Annotated in this window: 19 protein-coding genes, 4 tRNA genes and 1 other RNA gene; 17 read left to right on the top strand and 7 right to left on the bottom strand. The window is 50.5% G+C overall.

The window, feature by feature from the left end:
- Window positions 1-59 precede the first annotated feature (59 nt).
- From CRP01_RS13415 to CRP01_RS13405, 3 genes are all read left to right on the top strand, one after another.
- The gene (locus tag CRP01_RS13415; RefSeq protein WP_099150565.1) at window positions 60-2,102 is read left to right on the top strand and encodes a PatA/PatG family cyanobactin maturation protease; all 2,043 of its coding nucleotides are present in this window, start codon (window positions 60-62) and stop codon (window positions 2,100-2,102) included.
- A 36-nt stretch (window positions 2,103-2,138) separates the two neighbouring features.
- Complete coding sequence (locus CRP01_RS42290) at window positions 2,139-2,312, top strand: hypothetical protein (RefSeq protein WP_170110358.1); 174 nt, start codon at window positions 2,139-2,141, stop codon at window positions 2,310-2,312.
- Between the two features lie 635 nt (window positions 2,313-2,947).
- Window positions 2,948-3,433, top strand: coding sequence for a hypothetical protein (locus CRP01_RS13405; RefSeq protein ID WP_143473380.1), 486 nt, complete (start codon window positions 2,948-2,950; stop codon window positions 3,431-3,433).
- Between the two features lie 133 nt (window positions 3,434-3,566).
- On the opposite strand, the gene CRP01_RS13400 is transcribed toward CRP01_RS13405, so the two are convergent.
- Both CRP01_RS13400 and CRP01_RS13395 read right to left on the bottom strand, forming a co-directional pair.
- Complete coding sequence (locus tag CRP01_RS13400) at window positions 3,567-4,289, bottom strand: hypothetical protein (protein ID WP_099150562.1); 723 nt, start codon at window positions 4,287-4,289, stop codon at window positions 3,567-3,569.
- A 537-nt stretch (window positions 4,290-4,826) separates the two neighbouring features.
- Window positions 4,827-5,534, bottom strand: a complete 708-nt coding sequence (locus CRP01_RS13395; protein WP_143473379.1) for a hypothetical protein — start codon at window positions 5,532-5,534, stop codon at window positions 4,827-4,829.
- A gap of 81 nt (window positions 5,535-5,615) precedes the next feature.
- Here CRP01_RS13395 and CRP01_RS13390 point away from each other — a divergent pair, with 81 nt between their 5' ends.
- The 4 genes from CRP01_RS13390 to prmC all read left to right on the top strand — a co-directional run bounded on the left by CRP01_RS13390 (window position 5,616) and on the right by prmC (window position 9,861).
- The gene (locus CRP01_RS13390; protein WP_099150560.1) at window positions 5,616-6,509 is read left to right on the top strand and encodes an MBL fold metallo-hydrolase; all 894 of its coding nucleotides are present in this window, start codon (window positions 5,616-5,618) and stop codon (window positions 6,507-6,509) included.
- Window positions 6,510-6,609: 100 nt separating this feature from the next.
- Complete coding sequence (locus CRP01_RS13385) at window positions 6,610-7,815, top strand: saccharopine dehydrogenase family protein (protein ID WP_099150559.1); 1,206 nt, start codon at window positions 6,610-6,612, stop codon at window positions 7,813-7,815.
- Window positions 7,816-7,882: 67 nt separating this feature from the next.
- Window positions 7,883-9,016, top strand: coding sequence for a carboxynorspermidine decarboxylase (gene nspC / locus CRP01_RS13380; protein ID WP_099150558.1), 1,134 nt, complete (start codon window positions 7,883-7,885; stop codon window positions 9,014-9,016).
- Window positions 9,013-9,861, top strand: a complete 849-nt coding sequence (gene prmC / locus CRP01_RS13375; RefSeq protein ID WP_099150557.1) for a peptide chain release factor N(5)-glutamine methyltransferase — start codon at window positions 9,013-9,015, stop codon at window positions 9,859-9,861. The genes nspC and prmC overlap by 4 nt, the downstream gene beginning before the upstream one ends.
- A 36-nt stretch (window positions 9,862-9,897) precedes the next feature.
- Here the strand turns inward: prmC and mqnB are convergent, their stop codons facing one another.
- Window positions 9,898-10,596, bottom strand: coding sequence for a futalosine hydrolase (gene mqnB, locus CRP01_RS13370; RefSeq protein ID WP_099150556.1), 699 nt, complete (start codon window positions 10,594-10,596; stop codon window positions 9,898-9,900).
- 245 nt (window positions 10,597-10,841) lie between these two features.
- On the opposite strand from mqnB, the gene CRP01_RS13365 reads away from it, so the two are divergent.
- On the top strand, window positions 10,842-11,705 hold the full coding sequence (locus tag CRP01_RS13365; protein ID WP_099150555.1) for an AraC family transcriptional regulator: 864 nt from the start codon (window positions 10,842-10,844) through the stop codon (window positions 11,703-11,705).
- 163 nt (window positions 11,706-11,868) lie between these two features.
- Here CRP01_RS13365 and CRP01_RS13360 read toward each other — a convergent pair whose 3' ends face one another.
- Window positions 11,869-12,708, bottom strand: coding sequence for a carboxylesterase family protein (locus CRP01_RS13360; protein ID WP_099150554.1), 840 nt, complete (start codon window positions 12,706-12,708; stop codon window positions 11,869-11,871).
- Between the two features lie 153 nt (window positions 12,709-12,861).
- Here CRP01_RS13360 and CRP01_RS13355 point away from each other — a divergent pair, with 153 nt between their 5' ends.
- The 8 genes from CRP01_RS13355 to CRP01_RS13325 all read left to right on the top strand — a co-directional run bounded on the left by CRP01_RS13355 (window position 12,862) and on the right by CRP01_RS13325 (window position 18,251).
- Window positions 12,862-15,234 carry a M1 family metallopeptidase gene (locus CRP01_RS13355; RefSeq protein WP_170110369.1) on the top strand — a complete coding sequence of 791 codons (2,373 nt, stop codon included), beginning with the start codon at window positions 12,862-12,864 and terminating at the stop codon, window positions 15,232-15,234.
- 111 nt (window positions 15,235-15,345) lie between these two features.
- A complete protein-coding gene (locus CRP01_RS13350; protein WP_099150553.1) occupies window positions 15,346-16,008 on the top strand; it encodes a methyltransferase domain-containing protein in 663 nt (220 codons plus the stop codon).
- Window positions 16,009-16,435: 427 nt separating this feature from the next.
- Entirely contained in the window at window positions 16,436-16,708 is a 273-nt protein-coding gene (locus CRP01_RS13345) for a hypothetical protein (protein WP_099150552.1), read from the top strand.
- Between the two features lie 158 nt (window positions 16,709-16,866).
- Window positions 16,867-17,676 (top strand): phosphatidylinositol-specific phospholipase C/glycerophosphodiester phosphodiesterase family protein, encoded by an 810-nt coding sequence (locus tag CRP01_RS13340; protein ID WP_099150551.1) that lies wholly within the window; start codon window positions 16,867-16,869, stop codon window positions 17,674-17,676.
- 169 nt (window positions 17,677-17,845) lie between these two features.
- Window positions 17,846-17,916 (top strand) — tRNA-Trp (locus tag CRP01_RS13335).
- Between the two features lie 39 nt (window positions 17,917-17,955).
- Window positions 17,956-18,048 (top strand) — tRNA-Ser (locus CRP01_RS13330).
- 40 nt (window positions 18,049-18,088) lie between these two features.
- Window positions 18,089-18,171 (top strand) — tRNA-Ser (locus CRP01_RS42285).
- 7 nt (window positions 18,172-18,178) lie between these two features.
- Window positions 18,179-18,251: transfer RNA gene (locus CRP01_RS13325), tRNA-Lys, on the top strand.
- A 330-nt stretch (window positions 18,252-18,581) separates the two neighbouring features.
- On the opposite strand, the gene CRP01_RS13320 is transcribed toward CRP01_RS13325, so the two are convergent.
- The 3 genes from CRP01_RS13320 to ssrA form a co-directional block, all read right to left on the bottom strand.
- On the bottom strand, window positions 18,582-19,490 hold the full coding sequence (locus tag CRP01_RS13320; protein WP_222845730.1) for a DUF5995 family protein: 909 nt from the start codon (window positions 19,488-19,490) through the stop codon (window positions 18,582-18,584).
- A 415-nt stretch (window positions 19,491-19,905) separates the two neighbouring features.
- Window positions 19,906-21,270 carry a cytochrome P450 gene (locus CRP01_RS13315; RefSeq protein ID WP_099150550.1) on the bottom strand — a complete coding sequence of 455 codons (1,365 nt, stop codon included), beginning with the start codon at window positions 21,268-21,270 and terminating at the stop codon, window positions 19,906-19,908.
- A gap of 294 nt (window positions 21,271-21,564) precedes the next feature.
- Window positions 21,565-21,943: a transfer-messenger RNA gene (ssrA, locus tag CRP01_RS13310) on the bottom strand.
- A 146-nt stretch (window positions 21,944-22,089) separates the two neighbouring features.
- On the opposite strand from ssrA, the gene CRP01_RS13305 reads away from it, so the two are divergent.
- A complete protein-coding gene (locus CRP01_RS13305) occupies window positions 22,090-23,304 on the top strand; it encodes an NAD(P)-dependent oxidoreductase (protein ID WP_099150549.1) in 1,215 nt (404 codons plus the stop codon).
- The last annotated feature ends 3 nt before the right edge of the window (window positions 23,305-23,307 follow it).

Below are 23,307 nucleotides of genomic sequence, written 5' to 3'. Positions count from 1 at the left end.
TTGTAAGGTCATCTTTCTACAGTATCCCTTCTTATCAAACAGGAAAATAATTTTTAACGATGTACGATCAAGTCCACGAGGATATTGGTCGCCTGTGGGCACTGACCCTGGGTGAACCTGATATTCGCATAGCTATTATCGACGGTCCGGCGGAGTTGGATCATCCGGCGCTGGCTGGAGCTCAATTGTCCCAGGTTAGCATATACGGGGATGATGAGGCCAGCTGCGAACCTTCCGATCACGGAACCCACGTCAGCAGTATCATTTTTGGCCAGCATCATTCGCTGGTCAAAGGGATTGCGCCCCAAGTGACCGGAATTATCATTCCGCTATTTGAGATGACGTCTGATAAGAAAGTACAGTTGGCTACTCAACTCGATCTGGCCAGGGCAATTAACAAAGCGATTCAACATAAAGTACACGTAATCAATATCAGCGCCGGGGAACTGGATGATTTTGGTGAACCGGATGAGGTATTGGCGCGTGCTTTAGAGCAGTGTGATAAAGAAAATATACTGGTCGTTGCGGCCGCTGGAAATAACGGATGTCGTTGCCTACATGTCCCAGCTGCTGTACCTACCGTATTAACGGTAGGAGCAATGGATATTTCCGGTATACCTCTTCCTGACAGCAACTGGGGCGATGCCTATCTCACCAACGGACTGCTCGCTCCGGGCAGAAATATTAACGGGGCCTTGACCAACGGTCGGTACGGACCAAAATCCGGTACCAGCTTTGCTACTCCCTACGTTTCCGGGGTGGTGGCCTTATTACTCAGTCTGCTAATAAAAAGAGGCGAACAACCTGATCCCCATCGCATAAAGAATATTTTGCTTCAGACGGCAAATCCCTGTCCGGATCGAAATATCGAAGAGTGCAGTCGCTTTTTGCGAGGCACGCTCAATGTTCAAGCAGCTTTACAGGAGTTGATCCTTCCGGCGAAGGTGAGACCGGCAGAACGGATGGAAGACTTCACCTCAGGGGCAGCACAGCTGGCCACTCCAATCGATACCAATTCTCCATTAATTAACATAAAAAATTCTTCTACCATGGAAAATGTCCATAAAAAACTATCCGAACTGGACCAGGATGTACGGAATGAAGGTGCTTCCGTGCAGGTTCAACTTTCAGAATCATTAGAATTACAACCAATGGAAAACTTTTCCGAAGCCAAAACTAACGAATCCTTGAGCCAGGCCATATCAGATATCACTGTTACCACCGATTTGCCCCGTATTTCTCCCTCTGAGATCGAGCCCTCCTGCGGATGTGGTTGCGGTGGGAAAAAAGAAAGTGGAGGATGTAGCTGTGGTGGAAAGAAAGGAAATGCCGGTGCCACTCACCAGAAAGTATACGCTCTGGGTACCATTGGCTATGACTTTGTCAATGAATCCCGGCGCGACTCATTCCTACAACATATCAATGATAACCTGAACGATCCTCAGGTGGTAATTGATCACCTGGAATCAGGCAATATGTACGAAGCTACGGAGCTTATCTGGACGTTGGAACAGGAGGGAACGCCCATTTACGCCATTCATCCCCTGGGAGCATACGCCCACCTTACCTACGAGCGACTGGTCGATTCATTGAAAGGACAATTAGAGGAGAACGGTGTGGAAAGAGTTGCTGTGCCGGGTATAATTGCGGGTAAAGTGACTTTGCTCAACGGGCAGGTAGTTCCGGCTATCGTACCTTCTCTGCGGGGAATGGCCGAATGGTCCACCCAAGCCCTGGCAGAAGCAGTGGGCGATACCTCTACCATTGAAGCACTGGCTAATTTCCTGGAACGTGTTTACTACGAATTCCGCAACTTCGGACTTACTCCACAGGAACGGGCGCTCAACTATGCGGCTACTAATGCTTTCACTGCCAATAGTGTTTTCCAGGCAGCAGCTGCAGATTCACTCCAACTCACTGATATCAAAGTAACGAAGAGTCCGATCGTACGTCCCGGCGTCGATGGATACGATGTACAACTGATCTTCTTTGATCCCCTGCAACGCTACGAAAAGGCCAGAAAAGTGTACCGCTATACTGTCGATGTCAGTGATGTCGTGCCGGTTACTATCGGTAGCGTGCGCTCCTGGTATATCCACTAATTCCATTCATTTTTTCACCTTTAAAATTTCATAATTATGAATCTTCCAAAGCAAGCTGTGCCTGTACAGAAGGCCAGCAAAGTGAATTACCGCTCCAACGGAATGCAGTTGTCATCTATCCCTTGTGATATTTGTATGGCGGGCTGCAGCATGCTGACCGGTATAGCAAAAACGCTTTGTATTGCGGCCTGCAATGCAACCGTCTGCTAGCACTTCAGTTTAAAATTTGGTATGAGGCAAGAGGTGCTCCTCTTGCCTCATTGTCATTTATCTAGTTCTGCTCATCATAAAATCCAATAATTATGAAACTTCCCAATCAACACCACGCGGTGCTAAAATCTCGTGATCTACCCTTGCTTCGACGTCACCTAAAGACCAGCTGCAGTTTGGGCGAAGGATTGAAATGTGCCGGCAAATTTGGTCTTCTGGTTGTTGGCCCCTGTGACCCCCTGGGTTTTCCGGAAGATCTTCCGCTCTGTTTACCAGCTTTTGCCAGTTTCGTATCCGACTGTGAAGATTGTATTGAAGGAGGAGCCAAAACCGTGATCTGTACGGCGGTATCCGGCGCAGAAAAGATCGGTATTCCAATACCTGCAGTATTGAAAAGTTTTTGTGGCTAAGGCCGCATAGGGAAGATGTATACAGATGTAGGAGCAGGTTCGGTCCTGAGCTGTCAAATACCATCAGGATAATTCCACCCTACGTCGTGTATAAGTCTTCAACAGACCCGGGGCAGAAGGAATGTCTTTCTGCCCTCTGTTCATTTCCTCATTTAAAAGCTTCCGTTTATGAATACTCCAAAGGTTAAACTTTACCTGCAATCGATCCGATACACTGGAGATAATATGGGAAAAGACCTGTCTATCGCTATCCGTGCCCTTCGGACAGATTATACAAAAGATATGTTGCTCCGAAACGGAGAAGAAAAATTATTTGAATCACCTGAACTGATCGCAGAAGGGGATTTCGACCCGGCTCTGGACGAAATCCGGCGAAAGATAACAATAACGGTGATCGAAAAGGATCCGGTAACCAACGATAAGGGAGATAACGAACTATTCCACGGAGTGCCTGCACAGCCGGGAGGACGCTTTATATTGGAACAGGAAGTGAGGGTAAGGGAGGAGGGAGACCAGGAGCAAAGTGGGAAAGTAGGGATTTTCCATTTTACTTTGTTGATGGTGGTTCCAGCAGTTGCGGCACGGGAAGATGGAATGAAACTTCCGGTGTTGAGGCCACCGGTCAACTATCGCTGGGGAAGCGGAGCAAGGTTTCCGATGGGGAATCCACTATGGAGTTGGATATTTGCTCTGGTGAATAATAAAAAATAGCAGGTGGAACTTTAAGACGGTAATGGTCAAACTAAAGATATTGGAACTTAGATTCAGGATTGAAAAGGAAAAACCAAACTTTCTAAAATGCAAATGCCGGCTTACAAGAGCCGGCATTTTTAGCACTGTTTACTTACAAAGTCGCAAACAAATTGCTTAGCGATTGCACTGCAATTGTGGCGTCCTGACTGTTTTGAATACTGTCAGCATTCATCCAGACGAACTGTCGGCCGTTGCCTTGCAAATTAAAGGAGATAGACTGATGGTCGGAGGTTTTTACGGTCACTAAGTCCTGGGCGTCACCGGCGTACTTGATTACGTTAGACGGATCGACTATTTTATTTACGATATATACGTTGGCCTTCGATTCGGTAAATTGGACACTGATAAACTGGTTAACATCGCTTTGAATCTGAGCCGAATACCAGTGAGATGCCGGTACTGCATAAAATCGGGTAAACTTATGAAATGGATGCTGATTACCATCCAGAGGAAGTTGGGTGTTCTGGATCCCGCTGGTATTTACTGGCATTTTTACGCTACAAATGAAGGCTTGGACATTTGCTCCCTGATTACCGTGCGTAACCGAGGCTGAAACGGTATTGGTTTGGCTGCCGTCTACAAAGCAAATGGCTGCTAGCCCCTGATTCATGGTCGTTCCGGGAACATTGACCATCACAGGAGGGTTGGAATTTGACCAAACCACATTGACGGTCGTAGAGGCGTCGTTACCTGCTGCGTTGTAAAAAAACAAGCCGTAGACCTGGCCAACGTTTAATCCACCTTTACAAGTAGCGGTGTCACCGACGTTCAGATTGATCAGTTGGCCGGAATCCCAATTAATTGAATTTGCCATAATTTTGAATGATTTTGGTTTAAGGAAGAAATAATGCGCGAAATGTTTTGCGGTATTGACCATCTCCAGCAGCGATAAACTTCAAGATTAGTATTAGCTCATGAAAGAATTAATCCGCATGCTGTAAGATGGTGAGGACTATAATTGCGGCTATGAATTAACAAGCCACTGCATACCCACCGCCCTGCCAAGAGATGGCGCCGCGGAGTGCACAGCATGCAGAACAGTTAAACCGGCCCGGCACCGGGCCGTTGCTATCAAAGCAGGAGCCTACGATATTATTGGGTACGCCGGTACAGTCCTGCAGCCGGAGTCTGGCCTTGGATAAGTTTAATCGGTCTTGATTGACGGAATTAAGATGATTCCGAAGGATAGGCTGAACCTGGATTGGAAGTCTCATATTCTTTTCTTTTGGTTAGATAAAGTTTACAAGACAAAATTGTGGGAATCCAGATCGTATAGTTTGACCTTTTAACGCGTTCTTTTACCTATTTCAGTCATTTACACGTAAAGTTGGGGATGATACGGTAAGGCTGTTTATTTTCGAGTCTCCTCCACCCGTTCCCCCACCAAACTAGCCCGCTCAATCGTCTCCGACCGTCCGATCGGGACCAGATCCGAAGCATTATCCACCAGCAGGTTACCGCAATAGGCCAGGCCGCGGGCAGTTACGTAATAGGCCTCCAGCAGGAGGTGGGAATATTCCTGCTGTGGGCTGAGGGTAAAACGGTAAGTTCCCCACTCGGCGTGGTCGATTGGGGGAGACACACCGAGCATCTGTTCCTTTTCACAGTAGCTGTTGCCGCCAAATATGCGCAGCACGACGGGGGTGATAAAGTTGGTCGGCTCGCCGGTCAGGCGACTGGCGCTCTGGTAGGTCTCCGACTGACACAACTGAATACTGAATTCGTACACCACGCCGGCCTCCATTTTGGGCGATAGTTTGGTGCCGACCTTTTCCCAGGTATCATTATCGCGGGTAACCATGCCGAGATAGGTATCGCCGTCACTGGCGATTGTCGTCACTTCAAAAGCGCCGCAGGGTTGGACATCCGGTGCGCTTTCTCCGGGAAAACCACAGTCCCTCCAATTACCGGGTACATCACTCATCGTGGGTTTGCCTTCAAAAGAAGGGTTTTTCAGGCTGATGGTTTTCTGGCCACAGAGGTTTAGTCCGAAAAAAAGAAAAACCGGAAGGCACAATTTGGATAAATACTGCATTTCTTTGGTTATAATGATTCTCAAACCGGCCAAGTTTTGAATCTTGTGTTAATTTAGTAAACCTGACCGCTGCTTTTCTGGTTGAAAGGCTAAGCAAGACGAATTATGATTCAATTTAAAAATAGACATTTTAGCGTTTTTGAAAGCGCACTTTTCCGAACCAATTCTGTAGTTGTAGAGACCAATGACCTGATTTTGGTGGTGGACCCCACCTGGTTGCCGCACGAGGTAACGGCCATCCGGAATCATGTGGATGCCATTAAGAACGGCCGCCCGGTTTATTTGTTGTTTACCCATTCCGATTACGATCACATCCTGGGCTTCGGGGCTTTTCCGGAAGCTTATACCATTGCCAGCCAGGCCTTTAAGGACAATTCGGACCGTGAGGAACAACTCCGGGCCATCCGCAAATTCGATCAGGAATACTACGTTCGCCGACCGTATAAAATGTGTTATCCGCGGGTGGATATTGCGGTGGATGACCAGACGGATTTTATTACCATCGGCGATACGCGCCTGAGCTTCTGGATGGCTCCCGGCCATAATGGTGACGGGGTGTTTACGTTGATCGAACCGCTGGGGATCTGGATCGCGGGGGATTATTTGTCCAATGAAGAGTTTCCATTTATCTACCACAGTGCCGAAGATTACCTGAAAACGCTGGATAAAGCCGAATCGATCATCAAGAACCGCCAGCCGAAATACTTAATTCCGGGTCACGGTGATGTGAGCACCGATACTTCCGAGATGTTTTCACGTCTACAGGAGTCCAGAGATTATATTGTCCGTTTGCGGGAAGCCGTAACGACGGGCCAGCGCTTTCCGGATGAGGAGTTATGGGAGCGTTATGATTTTCGGATGGGGCAGGAGGAATTTCACAAAAAAAATATCGAACTCATTCGCAAGGAATACGGTATACCCACTCCGGTAGCCCCGGAGTCCGACCGGGTGGAGCCGGAAAGCCGAGCTGTAGAACTGAGAACCGGTAGTGGTGTTTAGGCACCTGGCTGCCCGTTCTGAAAAATAAAAAATTAAGGTACCGGTTTTCAGAAACCGGCTACCTTTTTATTTTTGACCGAAATTTGAAAAATACCAACACATGTCAAAAGTTATGATCATAGGTGCCGGCGGTGTCGGCCGGGTAGTCGCCTTCAAGTGCGCCCAGCATCCCGAAGTGTTTTCGGAGATATTACTGGCAAGTCGTACCAAATCCAAGTGCGATGTAATTGCCGCCGACGCCAAGGCCGCAACCGGTCATCAACATATTACCACCGCCGCAGTAGATGCGGAAAATGTACCCGAACTGGCGGCATTGATCCGCTCTTTCGGCCCCAAACTGGTCATTCACGTAGCTTTGCCTTACCAGGATCTTACCATCATGGAAGCCTGCCTGGAAACCGGGGTGCACTACCTCGATACGGCCAACTACGAACCCAAAGACGAAGCAAAATTCGAATACAGCTGGCAGTGGGCCTATCAGGACCGCTTTAAGGAAAAAGGCATCATGGCCGTACTCGGCTGTGGCTTTGATCCCGGTGCTACCAGTGTATTTACCGCCCGGGCGGCGAAGCATTTCTTTGATGAGATGCATTACCTGGATATCGTGGACTGCAACGCCGGAGATCACGGTAAAGCTTTTGCCACCAACTTCAATCCGGAGATTAATATCCGGGAGATCACCCAAAACGGTCGCTACTACGAAAACGGCAAATGGGTGGAGATCCCGCCGCACTCGGAAATGAAAGTGCTGAACTATCCGGACATCGGCCCGAAAGATTCTTACCTCATTTACCACGAAGAACTGGAATCCCTCGTGAAGAACTTTCCCAGTCTGAAAAGAGCCCGTTTCTGGATGACCTTCGGTCAGGAATACCTCACGCACCTGCGGGTGATCCAGAATATCGGCATGGCCCGGATCGATCCGGTCAAATACAAAGGCGTGGATATCATTCCGTTGGAATTCCTGAAGGCTGTACTGCCGGATCCCGGCGAACTCGGGGAGAATTATACCGGCCAGACGTCTATTGGTTGCCGCATCCGCGGGATCAAGAACGGTAAGGAACAAACCTATTACATCTGGAACAATTGCAGCCACCAGGCCGCTTTCGACGAAACGGGCGCCCAGGGCGTTTCCTATACTACGGGAGTACCGGCCATGATCGGTGCGATGATGGTCCTCACCGGAGAATGGTCCGGTACGGGCGTATTCAATGTAGAGGAATTCAACCCGGATCCCTTCCTGGATAAAATGAATGAATACGGATTGCCCTGGCACGAAGAAGTTGGGGTAGACCTGGAATTTTAAGATCTCTTTTCCGCGAAGCGACGGATAAAACCCTCGCTTCGCGGTACCTTTTAAACCAGCATACCACTTGAATTACCAAGCTATACCTTCTCCCTCTTTTGTACTCGAAATGGCCCGCCTGCGCAAAAATCTGGAACTGATCCGCAGTGTCCGGGAACAGGCCGGTGTGGATATCATTCTGGCGCTAAAGGGCTTTTCCATGTGGCGGGTATTCCCCATTGTCGGCCAGTACCTGAGTGGCGCAACCGCCAGTTCGCTGGATGAAGCCCGTTTGATCTACGACGAAATGGGCGTGCGGGCCTATACTTATTCCCCGGCCTATCTGCCGGAGGATTTTGCGGATATTATGCGCTACAGCAGTCATATCACCTTTAATTCTTTGAACCAGTTCCACCGCTACCATGAGCAGGTGCAAAACTATCCCGAACCCATCAGCATGGGCCTGCGGGTGAATCCGGAATATTCCGAAGTGGAAACGGACTTGTACAATCCCGCTTCTCCGGTTTCCCGTCTGGGAGAAACAGCCCCCAATCTGGGCGACCGGCTACCGGAGGGAATTGAAGGTCTGCATTTTCACACCCTTTGTGAGAGTTCATCCTATACGCTGGAAAAAACGCTGCAAGCTTTTGAGAAGCGGTTTGCCAAATATTTCCCCCAGTTGAAATGGGTGAATTTCGGCGGTGGCCACCTGATGACGCGCAAGGATTACGATGTGGATCATCTGGTGAAACTATTGCAGGATTTCCGGCAGCGGCATACCCTGCAGGTCATCCTGGAACCCGGCAGCGCCATTGCCTGGGAAACCGGTGTGCTGGTAGCTACGGTCCTCGACATTATCGAAAACCACGGAGTAAAGACCGCGATCCTCGACGTGTCTTTTACCGCACACATGCCCGATACGCTCGAAATGCCCTACCGCCCGCGCATCGTCGGCGCAACGGATCCGGTTGATGGGAAACCCACTTATCGTATCGGAGGCGTGAGTTGCCTGGCCGGTGATTACATGGAGGCCTATTCCTTCGAAAAACCGCTGGAGATTGGCGACCGGATGGTCTTCGAGGATATGATCCACTACACGATGGTGAAAACAACCACATTCAATGGAGTCAAACATCCCAATATCTGCATCCTGCAGGAAGACGGTGAATTGGAGATCGTAAAAACCTTTGATCACCAGGATTTTAAAAACCGTTTGTCTTGACCCTGCTCGAAATAAAAAGAGGCCTGCAGGAAAATCTGCAAAGCCGCTACGAGGCCGGTGAAGCCGGCAGTATTACGCGCATTGTGCTGGAAGACGTATTCGAGTACCGGGCGGATCAGCCGGACCGCGAGGCCAGTTCGGAAGAAGAAATGCTCTACCGCCACATTCAGCAGCGACTGCTGCGCGGAGAACCGGTACAGTATATTCTGGGCGAAGCGGATTTTTACGGACTAAAATTCGGGGTAGATCCCCGCGTACTGATCCCGCGGCAGGAGACGGAAGAACTGGTACACTGGGTACTCGAAACCTGGAAACAATCCGGCAAGCCCACCGAAAAAAAAATACTGGATATCGGCACCGGAACGGGCTGTATCCCGATCACGATCAAGCACGAAGCCCCGGCCCTGACGGTAAGCGGACTGGATGTCCGCGCGGATATTCTCGAACTGGCCGCCGCGAACGCCCGCCGCAACGAAGTGGAAGTCGCCTGGATCGAACAGGATATCCTGAATTCCGCCGGTTGGCCCGAACTGGGCAATTTTGATTACATCATCAGCAACCCACCCTATATCCCACCTTCCCAACGGCATCTGATGCCGGAACACGTCTTATCCCACGAACCGGAACTGGCCCTCTTCGCGCCCGAAAACGATCCACTGGTATTTTACCGGGAGATCGGTCTGCTGGCATTTCAGCAGTTGCTACCCGATGGGTACCTGTTTTTCGAGACGAATGAGTACAATGCAGAGCGGGTCGTGGAATTGCTTAAAGACATTGGTTTTAAAAGCATCGAATTGCGCCAGGATCTCGGCGGAAAGGATCGGATGATCCGCGCCGGCAGGTAAATCGTGGTCCTGCCACTCGAGTGGCAGAACCACGATTCAACCGCCGGCCCTCCCGGTAGCGGCCAAAATCTGCACCATATCCATCAGTACCTGGTTTAAATTCCCGATCGCCAGGGGGATATCCCAGGCATCCCGGTTGCGCTTTTCCACGTAATTGGAGATTGCCCGGATCTGCAGAAACGGCTGCTGTTCGAGCAGACAGGCGTAGGCAAAGCTGGCGCCCTCCATACTCTCCACCTGGGCGTCGGTACGATTGCGGAATGCGGTGATGCTTTCTTCCTGCCCGTGCACCTTCATCACGGTAGTTCCCGTTACGGATTTGAGAAAGGACGGAGTGCCCGTTCCGGTAGGCGAGGGGAGGAGCCCCTTCACGAAAGGAGGCTGGTTCGCATCGATCAGGCCCATGCTGATGGCTGAGGTGAAACTGCCGTCCGCCTCTTCCACTCCCAGGTCACCGAAGCTTTCGGAGGTGACCTGAACAACCTCTCCGATCTCCAGGTTCCGGTCCAGCGCACCCGCGATCCCGGCCTGGATCGCCAGATCATAGGACTGCTTGGCAAAGAGCCGGCCAAAGCTGTAGGCACTCAGCGGGATTCCTACGCCGGTAATGAGCAGGTCGATCTGAGCGTGTCCGAGGCGATAACTGAAATTGTTGATTCTGTGACTGTTAGCCTGTAGCCATTCTTCCAGCGGAGCAATTTCAAAGCCGGTTGCGGAAGCGATTAGTAAGTGCATATAGAGCGATAAAGTGACAAAAAAAGTTAGTTTACGTCCTAAACATACCGGCAAAATAAAACAATATTGACCAAGATAGGTAGTATATTTGCAGCGGTATGTTAATATCGAACTTATTGGTCGATTTAGGTGTATCCTTAAGAATAAATTTAATCAGTCTAAAGTTTCTGAATTGATCGGAGCAAGTCATTTTTGCTTACTTGATTTCCTTTAGGCTATGCCGGGAGATCATAAAGAATTGACTTATGAAAGCACGTTTGGAAAAAATAGAACCGGGGTTTGGCAGTTCTTTCACAGTGAGGTACTTCGATGACCTGAATTACTGCAATACACCCCGTTGGCATTTCCACCCCGAGTACGAGATCGTTTATATCTCCAACGGGAAAGGAAAGCGACATATAGGTGATCATATTTCTTATTACGAAGACGGTGATCTGATCTTCCTGGGACCCAACCTTCCCCACTTCGGTTTTACCGAAGGACTGAAGGAACGGCACATCGAGATCGTGGTACAGATGAAGGAAGAGTTTCTGGGATCGGAATTTTTGAACCGGCCGGAGCTGAAGTCCATCCAGCAGTTGTTTGAGCGCTCCAAAGTAGGCGTGAGTTTCAACGGAGAGACCAAAAAGCAGGTGGGCGATTTGCTGCGGGAAATGCTGCAGTTCGATAATTTTGATCGCATGTTACGGCTTCTGCGCGTACTGCAGTCCATGGCTACCTCTACCGAATACCAGATGCTCAATGCGAGCGGTTTCGGTCTGGAGGTCAACGGCCAGGATCACGAGCGGATCGAGAAGATCTACGAATACGTAGAGCACAATTATCTGTCGGACGTAGAGTTGGAAACGGCCGCCCGTCTGGCGAATATGACGGTGCCCGCCTTTTGTCGTTATTTCAAAAAACTCACGAATAAAACGTTTACTCAATTCGTCAACGAATTCCGGGTGGCGCACGCCAGTAGTCTGCTCGCCGACGATCACTTGAGTATCGCTGCCGTTAGTTACGAAAGTGGTTTCAACAACCTTTCGCACTTCAACAAGCAGTTCAAGGCGATCACGGGTGCCAGTCCGCGGGAATATCGTAAAGGATTGAAAAAGATCGTGAAATAAATAGCTGGCTGATGCGGTGGTGCGATGACTATCACCGCATCAGTATAAAAATCCTTCACCAAGATCAGTTTTTTGTAATATCCGAAGAGAATCGGTGCAACTTACCTGCTCTTCCCTGATCGCACTATGTCTATACTGATCCGGTAGTCCCGATCGGTATCGCCTATCGCTCCTGCGCAAACAACCAGGATAGCAGATCGGGCTCGGCGTAGGCATTTTCCCAGCTGTTGTGATTGACGCCGGGGTATTCCTTATAGGAAACTGCAGCGCCCAGTTCCTGCAGTTTGGCGTACATGGCCCGGGAATGGTCAACGGCAACTACCCCGTCCACTTCCCCGTGGTACAGGCGAAAAGGGATGCGGGCCTGTTTCTTTTTGTAAGCGGCAACATCGGCCCCGCCGCAAACGGCAACCGCTGCGGCAAAACGTTTGGGAAACCGGTAAACGGCCTCCAGTGTACCCATTCCGCCCATCGAAAGGCCGGTAATGTAAACGCGGTCTTTGTCTACACCTTCCTGTTTGATGGTATGTTTGGTGAGTTCCATGGCCAGGCGCAGCCCGGTGGTGATATCATAGTCGTAGTTGAAATCCATATCCAGCGGATATTTAGTCCGTTCGAATTTCACCGACCCCCAGTAACTGTCGGCCGGGCACTGCGGGGCAATGACGATGGCCGGGTATTGCTCGCGATTTTCCGCTCCCAGGAACACCTTTACCCCGTGCACCAATTGCTTCTCATTATCGTCTCCGCGTTCGCCGCCACCGTGCAGGAAAAGCACGAGTGGGTATTTTTTACTGGCGTCATAATTCTTCGGAAAGAGGATCCGGTAGGGGAGTACTTCTCCTTTTTTATTCGTAAACGTCCTTTTTTCAAACAGGGAAAGGTCCTGGGCCAGGATAGGCAGCGCCAGCAGGCACAGGAAAATGGTAATGATATTTTTCATAGCAGAATTCATGTCGGTGGTGAGCGGTAGCGTATCCCAGATACCGGTCTTGCCATTCATATAAACTTTTTCCGAGCTAAGGTATATCTTTTTCCCTTAGGTCGAAAATCCAACCACATTCGTGGATCGCGTGTTATTAGCTTTGTAACTTTACAAATCTTTCGTGGGCACCTCCGGGATGCCCGATACCAACTAACATTTTAAACTAGTATGATGAAAAACCTTCTTGACAGTCCTTATGTAGTAAGGTTTCTTACAGTATTCACCCTTCTGATCACCGGCAGTTTTCTCTGGGCCCAGAATCCGGGCTCCAATCACGGTACCAAATTTGAACAACTCGGCGAAACCCTGCCGGATCCCAACATTTACCGGGGACCGGACGGCGCACCCGGACCGGAATATTGGCAGCAGCGTGCCGATTATGACATTGAGTGCACGCTGGACGTGGATAATCTGAAACTGGATGGGAAAGAACTTATTACGTATTACAATCAATCGCCACATACCCTGCGTTACCTGTGGTTGCAATTGGATGAAAACGAACATTCCGATCTGACCGACAGCCACCACGCCGATCCGAGCAGCCTGCGGAATACCATGAGCGAAGGTGCGCTCAGCCGCCTGGAAGATATCGATCGCTCCAAATACGGACACAAGATCGAAAGCATCACCGATGCGAACGGAAAACCCCTGAAATACATCATCAACCAGACGATGATGCGGGTGGATCTGCCACAGCCGCTCAAGCCGGGAGAGACTTTCGCCTTCAATGTGGATTGGCACTATTACATCACCGACCGGATGAATCCTTATTTCCGCGGTCGGGGTGGATACGAGCATTTTGAAGAAGAAGATGACTATATCTTTACGATAACGCAGTGGTATCCAAGACTCTGTGTGTTCAGTGATGTGGAAGGATGGCAAAACAAGCAGTTCACCGGACGGGGAGAATTCGCGCTGACTTTCGGTAACTTTATCGTGAAAATGACCGTGCCGGAAGACCACGTAGTCGGCTCTACCGGCGAGTGTCTGAATTACTCCACGGTACTGACTCCGGCCCAGTTGAAACGTTGGGAGCAGGCCAAAACGGCTAAAGAACCCATCGAGATCGTTACCCTGGATGAAGCCAAAGCCACAGAAAAAGCCAAAAAGGCTACCAACACCAAAACCTGGATCTACAAAGCGGATAACGTAAGGGACTTTGCCTGGACGGCCAGCCCGAAATTCGTCTGGGATGCCATGCCTCACTTCACCGAAGACGGCCGGCGGGTGATGGCGATGAGCTACTACGGCAAAGAGGCTTATCCGATCTACAACCGCTATTCCACCAAAACGGTCGCTCATACGCTGAAGACCTATTCCAAATACACCATTCCTTATCCCTACCCGGTAGCTATCTCCGTTGAGGCTTCCAACGGTATGGAATATCCGATGATCTGTTTCAACTACGGTCGTGCGGAAGAGGACGGTACCTACACCGAACGGGCCAAGTACGGCGCGATCGGTGTGATCATTCACGAAGTGGGGCACAACTATTTCCCGATGATCATCAACAGTGACGAACGCCAGTGGACCTGGATGGACGAAGGGATCAATACTTTCCTGCAGTTCCTGACCGAGCAGGAGTTCGACAACAACTATCCTTCCCGCCGGGGCCCGGCTTACGCCATCACAGATTACATGAAAGCGGAAAAGGATCTGTTGGAACCGATCATGACCAATAGCGAAAACATCGTACAGTTCGGACCGAATGCCTACGCCAAACCGGCTACCGCGCTGAACATCCTGCGGGAAACCGTCATGGGTCGCGAACTGTTTGACTATGCCTTCAAGGAGTACAGCCGTCGCTGGGCGTTCAAACACCCCACTCCGGCTGATTTCTTCCGCAGCATGGAAGATGCCAGTGCGGTGGATCTGGACTGGTTCTGGCGCGGTTGGTTCTATACCACCGAAGCGGTTGATATTTCCCTGGACAGCATCCAGTGGTACAAGGTCGACCTGGAGAGTGATCCGGAAACCCGCGAGGTAAGCTATCCGGTGAAAAGGGATAAGCCTTACGAGCACATTTCCAAGAAGCGTAACCGCGAAGAAGGCCTGGAATTCTCCATAGAGAAAGACGAAGAGCTGGTGGATTTCTACACCGAATATAAGCCCTGGGAAACGGCCGATTCCGTCACTATGGTGAAAACAGAGCTGTACGCGGAGACCCTGAGCAAAAAGGAAAAAACGGAAAAATTCGGCGACAAGAACTACTACGAGCTGTATTTCAGCAATAAGGGTGGTCTGGTAATGCCGGTGATCCTGGAATTCACTTTTGAAGACGGCACCACCAAAGTGGAGCGCCTGCCGGCACAGGTCTGGCGGAAGAATGAAGACAAATTCTCCCGCGTTTTTGTGACCGAAAAGGAAGTGAAAGCCATTCGCCTGGACCCTTTCCGGGAAACGGCGGACATCGATGAGAGCAACAACAACTGGCCGGTAATGGAAATGCCGAGTCGCTTCCAGGTGTTCAAGAGCCACAAAACGGAAGAACGCCCGAATCCGATGCAGGAAGCGAAAGCAAAAGGAAAAGTGATCCGCCCGTAAGCGCGGAACGAGCTGCTGACTTTCCAGAATATTAGCTAAATTGACGCGAGTCCGGATTGTTTCGGACTCGCGTTAGTTTTTTGGTCACGTCTATTCAAACCATCTTGCGCTATGGACTCTTGCTGTAATCAGGCTTACCAACAAACTTTTGATGACGCCAGCGCCGCGAAGGAGATGAAAGATTACCTGGCGGGGGGCGTGAAAAAGAGTTCGCGACCTTTTTTGGCGGTCTTACAGCAACTGCCCCTCCGGGGAAGGACCCAACTCGATATCGGAGCCGGGATCGGTGCGATGATCCTGGAGTCCTTTAACCGGGGACTGGCCACGGCTACCTATGTCGATATTGCGGCCGGGTACCGGCAAACTTTTCTCCAGGAAGCTACAAACAGGGAATTGACCGGACAGATTGACGCCAAACTGGGTGATTTTACGGAATTACACGCCACCGTAGACCCGGCGGATCTGGTGACGCTCGACAAAGTGATCTGTTGTTATGAAGATTACGAAGGGCTCGTCCGGCATTCGCTGAGCAAGGCCCGTCGCTGGTACGTTTACAGTATTCCCCGAGAAGTCTGGTGGGTACGTTTGGTGCACGTTGTGGTGGAGAAGATCCGCAAGATCAGAGGAGGCCAGTTTCGGTCCTTCATTCACCCCGCCGGTAAGATCGAAGCAATGGTCGAAGCCGCCGGATTCAAAATGATCGCGATGCAACGGCGCCGGGAGTGGGAAGTGAAAGCTTTTGAGCGGGTATCGGAAGTGGAAGTCCTGCGTTAAACGGGAATGCAGAGAGCTGCTGATCTGTAGATAGTCTAATTTTATCGATTGTTAAAAAACGCCTGTCCTAAAATGGGCAATAGGAAAATCTACCCGCAAAAAAAAACGTATATTAAAGCATTGATTATCAGTCTAGATGCCAGATTAGGTGTTGTTTTTTACACCGGGTGCCCGGGCCGGAATTACCCAAAATTCACCCCCGATCGCAACCTTTCAAATTAGCGGGGCGTATAATAAGTTATTCTTCAGCTTCGTTTTATTAGCGACTTTGATTGATTCCCCAATCTTTATCCATTCCGCCTTTCCCAAATACTTAAACATCGGAAAAAGTTCAGACTAATTGTGGTCCGGAACGAACAATCCATCGTGTCCTGTACTTTAAGCTTGAGACCATCTGCACTTCTTAACCTTACTAAAACCATTAAGCATGGACATTACTTATCTATTGCCCACCGATGAGGTAAACACACTGGAGCAGATCAGAAAAAATCACGAAGATTATTCTACCCGTCAGCGCGCGAGCCTGGTTTTACTCAGTTTGATGGATCGATCTTTACAATCCGGTCGCCAGTTTACGGCCATCGGCCTGATGACCCTGATCGAACGGTATAAGAAGTATGGTTTTTCCTGTCTTCTTCCCAACTGGGATCTTAAATACGTCCATTCCTGGTCGGCCTCCGGCCCTTACCAAATGGCTTAATACCCACCGAAATTACAGTTGCATCCTTCTTTGAATTGGATTGGTTAGTTTTGCCAGGAGAGGGTGGACACCAGGCCGTTCCGGCCTGAGATCCACAATGGGCAATACAGCGTACCCTATTGCCCGATCTTTTCTTTTGTGAACTAAAGCTGATACCGATGAAATTATGCTACCGGCCACTGATCGCGATGGTGCTGACCTTTTCCCTCCTGGCCTGCCGGGCTCAGACCTTCGCTCCGATCCCCTACGCCCACGCTCACAACGATTACGAACACGAAAGGCCCCTGCTGGATGCGCTGGATCACGGTTTTACCAGTATCGAAGCGGATGTCTTTGCGATTGACGGTGACCTGTACGTTTACCACAACCGACCGGATCAGGTAGATCCCGCCCGAACCTTAAAACAGTTGTACCTGGAGCCCCTGCGCGAACGCATCAGCAAGAATAACGGACAGGTCTATCCGGGATACGACGGGCATTTTCAACTCATGATCGACATCAAAACTGATGCAGCGGAAACTTATTCCCTGATCAGTCGGCAACTGCAGGAGTACGCCTCTATCTTTTCCCGGATCGAAGCCGGGCGGGAAGTAGCCGGTCCGGTGATGGTATTCCTTTCCGGCAACCGTCCCATCGAAACCATTCTGCAAGCAGATACCCATATTGCCCGTCTGGACGGCCGCCCGGATGATGTGGGCAAGGGCTACACCGCCGGTAAAATGCCGGTGATCAGCGAACGCTACGGTAAGGTGCTGCAGTGGGATGGTACCGGCAAACTGAGCGCCAAGGAGAAAAAGCAATTGCGGAAGCTGATCAAATCGGTACACCGGGAAGGCAAACAGTTGAGACTGTGGGCGATGCCCGAATCGGAATCCGCCTGGAAGGTATACCGTAAACTGGGTATAGACTGGATCAATGCCGATGATCTGGCGCGCCTGCAAAACTTTTTTTCCGCCTCCCGGAACTAATCCCTCCCAAAGCCTGTAGTATTAGCCGTATGAATACAAATCACCACATATCGATCTCCATCAGTAGTAAGCGTTGGGCGAAGCATCGTCCGGCAGGGGGAGATCTATGATATGTCCGAATAAGGCAATCTAAAGCCCCTTGCATGCTGATGTAAGGGGCTTTTTTTATGTGGGTACCCAATTGGTGTGGTAAGCGGTCTCCAAAACCGTGACCTGTAGGTTCGAATCCTGCTACCCGCGCAGCGGCCATCATTTAAGCCAGTGGCGGCCCTCATATCTGGAGAGTAGGCAAATATTGGTTTGTTGCATCCGACTGCTAATCGGAGCCGGTCCCAGAGGCCGGTGCAGGTTCAATTCCTGTGCTCTCCGCCAATTTCAATGCACTGACCGGAGTGAAGATCACTTCGGAACCAGAGAGTAGCACGCGATGGTGCGTAACTGGTCTTGAAAACCGGGCCATCCTTCGGGATGAGGGTTCGACTCCTTTACTCTCTGCAAATATACCCTCGTAGCTTAACCGGCAGAGCAGCGGTCTTTTAAGCCGCGTGGTGGAAGTTCGATCCTTCCCGGGGGTACTTTTATTATGCGAACGCCTACTGCACCGGACGGTAGACGGTTCGGCCGGAATAGATCCGGCTGGCCATTAAGAGAGCTGACGGCCTCACATTTCCCGGGATGCTACGCGGATAGCGGCAGGATCAGCAAGGGGTGTACGTTCGCAGTCTATCGTCCCCAGAGAACAGGCAAATATCGGTTGGTTGCGCCCTTAGGCATTTTGGGTTCGGAGGCTCCCGGTACAGGTTCGACTCCTGTGTTCTCTGCTAAAATGCGGGAGTGAGGAAAGGAGAGTGATCATTATGAAAACCTACGCACTCTTCCCTTCCTCCTCCCTCCTTTGTGGTTTGCTAGGAGGCTACCGCCGGTACACTCAGTTCGAAAAGTTTTTCGGATACGGAGCCCCGTTCTTCCTGCCGGATCCGGCGCAGCATCATACTGGTGATGGTACCGGGCCGCCCGATAAATTTGGCTTTCCGGGCGGTTTGCCGATCCCGCCTGGCGATAAGCTTCGTCTTTTCACGGGCCGGTTTTTTTGCCAGCTTTTTGGCAAACTTCCAGGCGCTTATCCGGGCCGCCCGCATAACCAGATCCACCAGGAGGTTATCGAATTTTCCGGCCCTTTCCAGGATGAGCCCGTAGAAGGGCCAGATCCCGGAGAGGCCGCACATGACCTCGTCTACCAGGGAAGCCAGGATCTCATTTATTTTGATAAAATCGTTTTTTAAGCCACGGATATCTTCTCCCGCGCACACTTCCGCCGCCGCAATGCCTAGGTCGAGATTGATGTGCGCATTGATGCCCAGCAATAGATGCTGCAGGACGATCGGCTCGTCGACCGAACCGAGATCAAAGGCTTTTTTCCAGCAGTAGGAGAGGGGCTGCCCTTGTTGGTAGGCGAAATAAGCTGCGAGGTACCGTTCTGCGAACACAATATCCAGTTGTTCCATACGCGGGCCGTCGTCAAAAAAATTATTGGCAATCCCTTCCTTGACCTTTATGGTCACTTTCTGATACAGCACGGCAAAATAGCCCAGTGGATCGTGGCGCTGTTCCGAATCCCAGATGATCGTGGCCAGCGCCGCAATAACGTCATCGATAGTGTGTAGGGGCAAGGGCTCCAATAATCCGGTGTCCTTGTTTTCCGCAAAATGTTTTCCGGAAGCGGGAGCTGACTGTCCTGCGGAAAGTGGGAAAACGGAATGCTGCGTCCGATAGGGAGCAGATTGAATGACGTGCATAGCTGACCTATCCATCATAAGTTGTCTGTCATTGGTTTGGTAAAAGAAATTAGTCTCAAAAGTCATGATGTCGGACGGTTATTGTCCGCAAAAAAAGGTGGGTATAGCTATGCTACATGCAATGGGTTGTTAGGTTATTTTGGACGCAAAGTGGTTTTATGATGACGTGTTTGACACGTCAGCACCACCCCAATTTTACGCCAGTTAGGTATTGGTTACTTAATTTGTAAGGACTGTCTAAGTGGTATTCTTTAAGATAGATGGGGTCCTATCCAGGGAGAGAGTGACCCTGAGTCGTACATTTAGCTGTAATTTGCCCTTTTTTTCGCCCTAAAGAAAAGACCGCGTGAGCGAAATACTCATCTGGGTGAGCCGATGAATGGAAAGATTTTTTGGATTTTATAGCTGTTCGGCAGCTGCTACGATCCTTACTTTAAATGGACCGCAACTTGATGTAGATCTCCCGGTCCGGCTGCAGTGATATGTAGGGTGCCAGACCGACGGGCACATCCTGCTCGAGCGTCATCTCAAAATGCTGCAGGATCCGCACCAGCATCATTTGCATTTCCATCATGGCAAAATTGGCCCCGATACACAGACGGGGACCGCCTCCAAAGGGAAGATATGCGAAGGATGGACGCTGCCTGGTGGCATCTTTGGTAAAACGATCCGGATCGAATTTTTCGGGTTCCGGCCAGTATTGAGGATCGTGGTGAATGCCATAGATATATAGCCCGATGATGCGGCCTTTGGGCAGTGATAAACCCTCAAATTCATCATCTTCGATCGGGATGCGATCGAGTATCCAGGCGGGCGGATACAGCCGCATCACCTCCTGCAGAACGGAGTTGACGTATTCCAGTTGGGGCAGCGTATCAAAGCCGGGAGCTTTCTTGCCCAATACGGACCCGATCTCCGTACGGAGTTTGTCCACGGCTTCCGGGTGCCGGCCCAGCAGATACCAGGCCCAGGCCATGGCATTGGCGGTAGTTTCGTGGCCGGCGACCAGCAGGATCAAGCATTCTTCCAGCAATTGCTGATCCGTCATACCCTCTCCGGTATCCTCGTAACGTGCCTCCAGTAGCATATCCAGCAGGTCGTCGTGGCGTTCTTCGCTCTGCTTTCGCTGGCGGATAATGCTGAGTACGATCTCTTTGAGGTCCGCCGCGATCCGCTCGTGTTTTTTCCATTCTCCGGTAAGTTTGTACCAGGGGATCAAATAAGGCTGCCGGATCGGTTTGACGATAAAGGACTGAATGGCGTTAAAATTTTGACTGAGCCGGTTCAGGGTACTGACCGCGACGCCGGTACTGAATAGGGACCTGGAGACGACATTAAAAGTGAGCAGCATCATTTCGTGGGCGATTTCCACGGACTCGCCCTTGCGGGCGCGCTCGTGCCATTGCTCCAGGTACTTGTCGATCTCCCGGTTCATGATACCCATCAGACCCGCCAGCTTTTTGCGGTGAAATCCCGGTTGGATCAGGCGGCGCTGCTGGAGCCAGTAGGCACCGTTACTGGTGAGCAGGCCACGGCCGATAAAGTGAGCCAGATGCTCCGTCTGTAGATAGGATTTTTTATAATTCCGGTGGTTTTTCTGCAGCACATACTGGATCAGTTCGGGGCGGGTCGTCACCATGGCTTTCGTCCCGGGCGTGAGAAACAACAGGAAGGTATCTCCCGATGCCCATAAATAGCGGTTGAGGGACGGAATGGGATTGCGGACAAAATCCGGCAGGTTCTGCAACATCCGATAGAAAGAAATGACGGGCGGACGGGTTGGGGTATCAGCTTCCATGCTTTGTTGTTTTTAGGTGTCTGGGTCTGTAAAACTTGGATTCTGTTCCGAACGAACCACTTTTTTGCAGGCGGTCCGCATGACAAGATCAACAAAAAGATGATCAATTGTGTGGGTAAGGGTAAAAAAACGGTCAAAATAAGGATGGAAACCTGAGCGTCCTGCTGCTATGCAAATAAAAGTAAAGGTGAAACTCCATATAATGGTCCGACGAACTCAGGGTGGGCATAGGGCAAAAAAAAGTGAGTAACCAGGGTGCAGATCACTGCATTTACCTCGTTACTCACTTGTGCTTTGTGGAGCCGGCGGGAGTCGAACCCGCGTCCAGAGAAAGCACCAATAAGCTTTCTACATGTGTAGTTTCCAGTTAGATTTTCGAGCGATAGAAAGGATTGGAAACCCTCCCATACTATCGCCTTATTCCCTTAATTTCGCATACTGATCGGGACCGGTCAGTATACTAGCCCGAGGGTTGGTTGATGCGCGGCACACTGTGTATCAGGCGTCAAGCGTGGGGCGCAAAGGCTTTCTAAGATCTAATCTTAGGCAGCCATGGCGAACTGTCTGTTGCCATGTAAAAGTTGTTAATAGCCAGTTGTTAACGGAGATAAGCTACTATGCTCCGACATGCTTACTTACCAGTTGACTCTCCTGTCGATTCCGGTACGGCCCCTTTCAAAAAAGCGCTTTCGCTTTTTCAAAAAGTGCTTGCAAAGTTAATAACTATATTTGTTAACAAAAAGTTCCCGATCTTTTAGTTTTTCCTATAATTGGATTTTTATTTTTGCCATCCATTACCTAACCAAACCAAAGTTTTAAATGAAAATAGGCGTTATTCGGGAACGCAAGAATCCACCGGATCAGCGGGTGGCGCTTACGCCTGAGCAGTGCGCCCGGGTACTGAGTATACCGGGAGTGGATATTGTGGTAGAACCCTCTCCGATCCGGAGTTTCACCGATGAGGAATATGCTGATCTGGGGATCCCCATGCAGGAAGATCTGAGTGATTGTGATGTGCTGATGGGGGTGAAGGAAGTCCCGGTTGACGAGCTGATTCCCGGCAAGACCTATTTCTTCTTTTCCCACACGATTAAAAAACAAGCCTACAATCGCAAACTGTTACAGGCCGTACTGGCCAAAAATATCCGTCTGATCGATTACGAAGTGATCACCGATGAGCAGGGGCGGCGACTGATCGCTTTCGGTCGTTTCGCCGGTATGGTCGGTGCGCACAACGGTGTGATGACCTACGGACTGCGTACCCGCTCCTTCCACCTGCCGCGGATGCAGGATTTTATGGATTACGAACACGTTCGGACCTACTACCGCGATGTGCTGATCCTGCCTCCGATCCGGATCGTCCTGACGGGTAGCGGCCGGGTAGGGCAGGGAGCCAATCAGGTGCTGCGGGATATGGGCGTACGCGAAGTGAGCCCGGACGCATTCCTGGAACAGCACTGGTCCGGACCGGTATTCACCCATCTTACCAGCGGTGATTATGTACGCCGCAAAGACGGCGGTGCATTTAATAAAAAGGATTTTTACGCCAATCCGGACGCCTACGAGAGCAATTTCGCCCGTTTCGCCCGCGTAGCAAACCTTTTCATCAACGGTATTTATTGGAACAACCGTGCTCCCGCTTTTTTTACCCGCGAAGAAATGAGCCATCCGGATTTCAAGATCCGGGTAATCGCCGATGTGACCTGTGATATCGCCCCGGTCTCTTCCATTCCGGCGACCCTGAAGGCCTCTACGATCGCCGATCCGATCTTCGGGTACGATCCGGTGCAGAATAAAGAAGTTGAGCCGTTTCAGTCCGGCATCATTGACATGATGACGATCGATAACCTGCCCAGCGAACTACCGAGGGATGCTTCCCAGGCGTTTGGCGAGATGTTCCTGATGCATGTGCTACCGGAATTGCTCAAACCGGAAAGTAAGCTGATTGAACGGGCCACCATCGCGGTGGACGGGGATCTCGGTCCGCATTTTGAATACTTGCGCGACTACGTCAACGAAGGTACTGTCGGCTGATAT

This window comes from Flavilitoribacter nigricans DSM 23189 = NBRC 102662 (genome assembly GCF_002646595.1).
Classification (GTDB): Bacteria; Bacteroidota; Bacteroidia; order Chitinophagales; family Saprospiraceae; genus Flavilitoribacter; species Flavilitoribacter nigricans.
Note: the sequence above shows the minus strand (reverse complement) of the source record. Positions and strands in the feature narration are given on the sequence as shown.

Bases quoted from the DNA above. Each gene is read 5' to 3' on its own strand.
- CRP01_RS13415 (WP_099150565.1), top strand. From the start codon at position 60: ATGTACGATCAAGTCCACGAGGATATTGGTCGCCTGTGGGCACTGACC.
- CRP01_RS42290 (WP_170110358.1), top strand. From the start codon at position 2,139: ATGAATCTTCCAAAGCAAGCTGTGCCTGTACAGAAGGCCAGCAAAGTG.
- CRP01_RS13405 (WP_143473380.1), top strand. From the start codon at position 2,948: ATGGGAAAAGACCTGTCTATCGCTATCCGTGCCCTTCGGACAGATTAT.
- CRP01_RS13400 (WP_099150562.1), bottom strand. From the start codon at position 4,289: ATGGCAAATTCAATTAATTGGGATTCCGGCCAACTGATCAATCTGAAC.
- CRP01_RS13390 (WP_099150560.1), top strand. From the start codon at position 5,616: ATGATTCAATTTAAAAATAGACATTTTAGCGTTTTTGAAAGCGCACTT.
- CRP01_RS13385 (WP_099150559.1), top strand. From the start codon at position 6,610: ATGTCAAAAGTTATGATCATAGGTGCCGGCGGTGTCGGCCGGGTAGTC.
- mqnB (WP_099150556.1), bottom strand. From the start codon at position 10,596: ATGCACTTACTAATCGCTTCCGCAACCGGCTTTGAAATTGCTCCGCTG.
- CRP01_RS13365 (WP_099150555.1), top strand. From the start codon at position 10,842: ATGAAAGCACGTTTGGAAAAAATAGAACCGGGGTTTGGCAGTTCTTTC.
- CRP01_RS13360 (WP_099150554.1), bottom strand. From the start codon at position 12,708: ATGAATGGCAAGACCGGTATCTGGGATACGCTACCGCTCACCACCGAC.
- CRP01_RS13355 (WP_170110369.1), top strand. From the start codon at position 12,862: ATGAAAAACCTTCTTGACAGTCCTTATGTAGTAAGGTTTCTTACAGTA.
- CRP01_RS13350 (WP_099150553.1), top strand. From the start codon at position 15,346: ATGGACTCTTGCTGTAATCAGGCTTACCAACAAACTTTTGATGACGCC.
- CRP01_RS13345 (WP_099150552.1), top strand. From the start codon at position 16,436: ATGGACATTACTTATCTATTGCCCACCGATGAGGTAAACACACTGGAG.
- CRP01_RS13340 (WP_099150551.1), top strand. From the start codon at position 16,867: ATGAAATTATGCTACCGGCCACTGATCGCGATGGTGCTGACCTTTTCC.
- CRP01_RS13320 (WP_222845730.1), bottom strand. From the start codon at position 19,490: ATGATGGATAGGTCAGCTATGCACGTCATTCAATCTGCTCCCTATCGG.
- CRP01_RS13315 (WP_099150550.1), bottom strand. From the start codon at position 21,270: ATGGAAGCTGATACCCCAACCCGTCCGCCCGTCATTTCTTTCTATCGG.
- CRP01_RS13305 (WP_099150549.1), top strand. From the start codon at position 22,090: ATGAAAATAGGCGTTATTCGGGAACGCAAGAATCCACCGGATCAGCGG.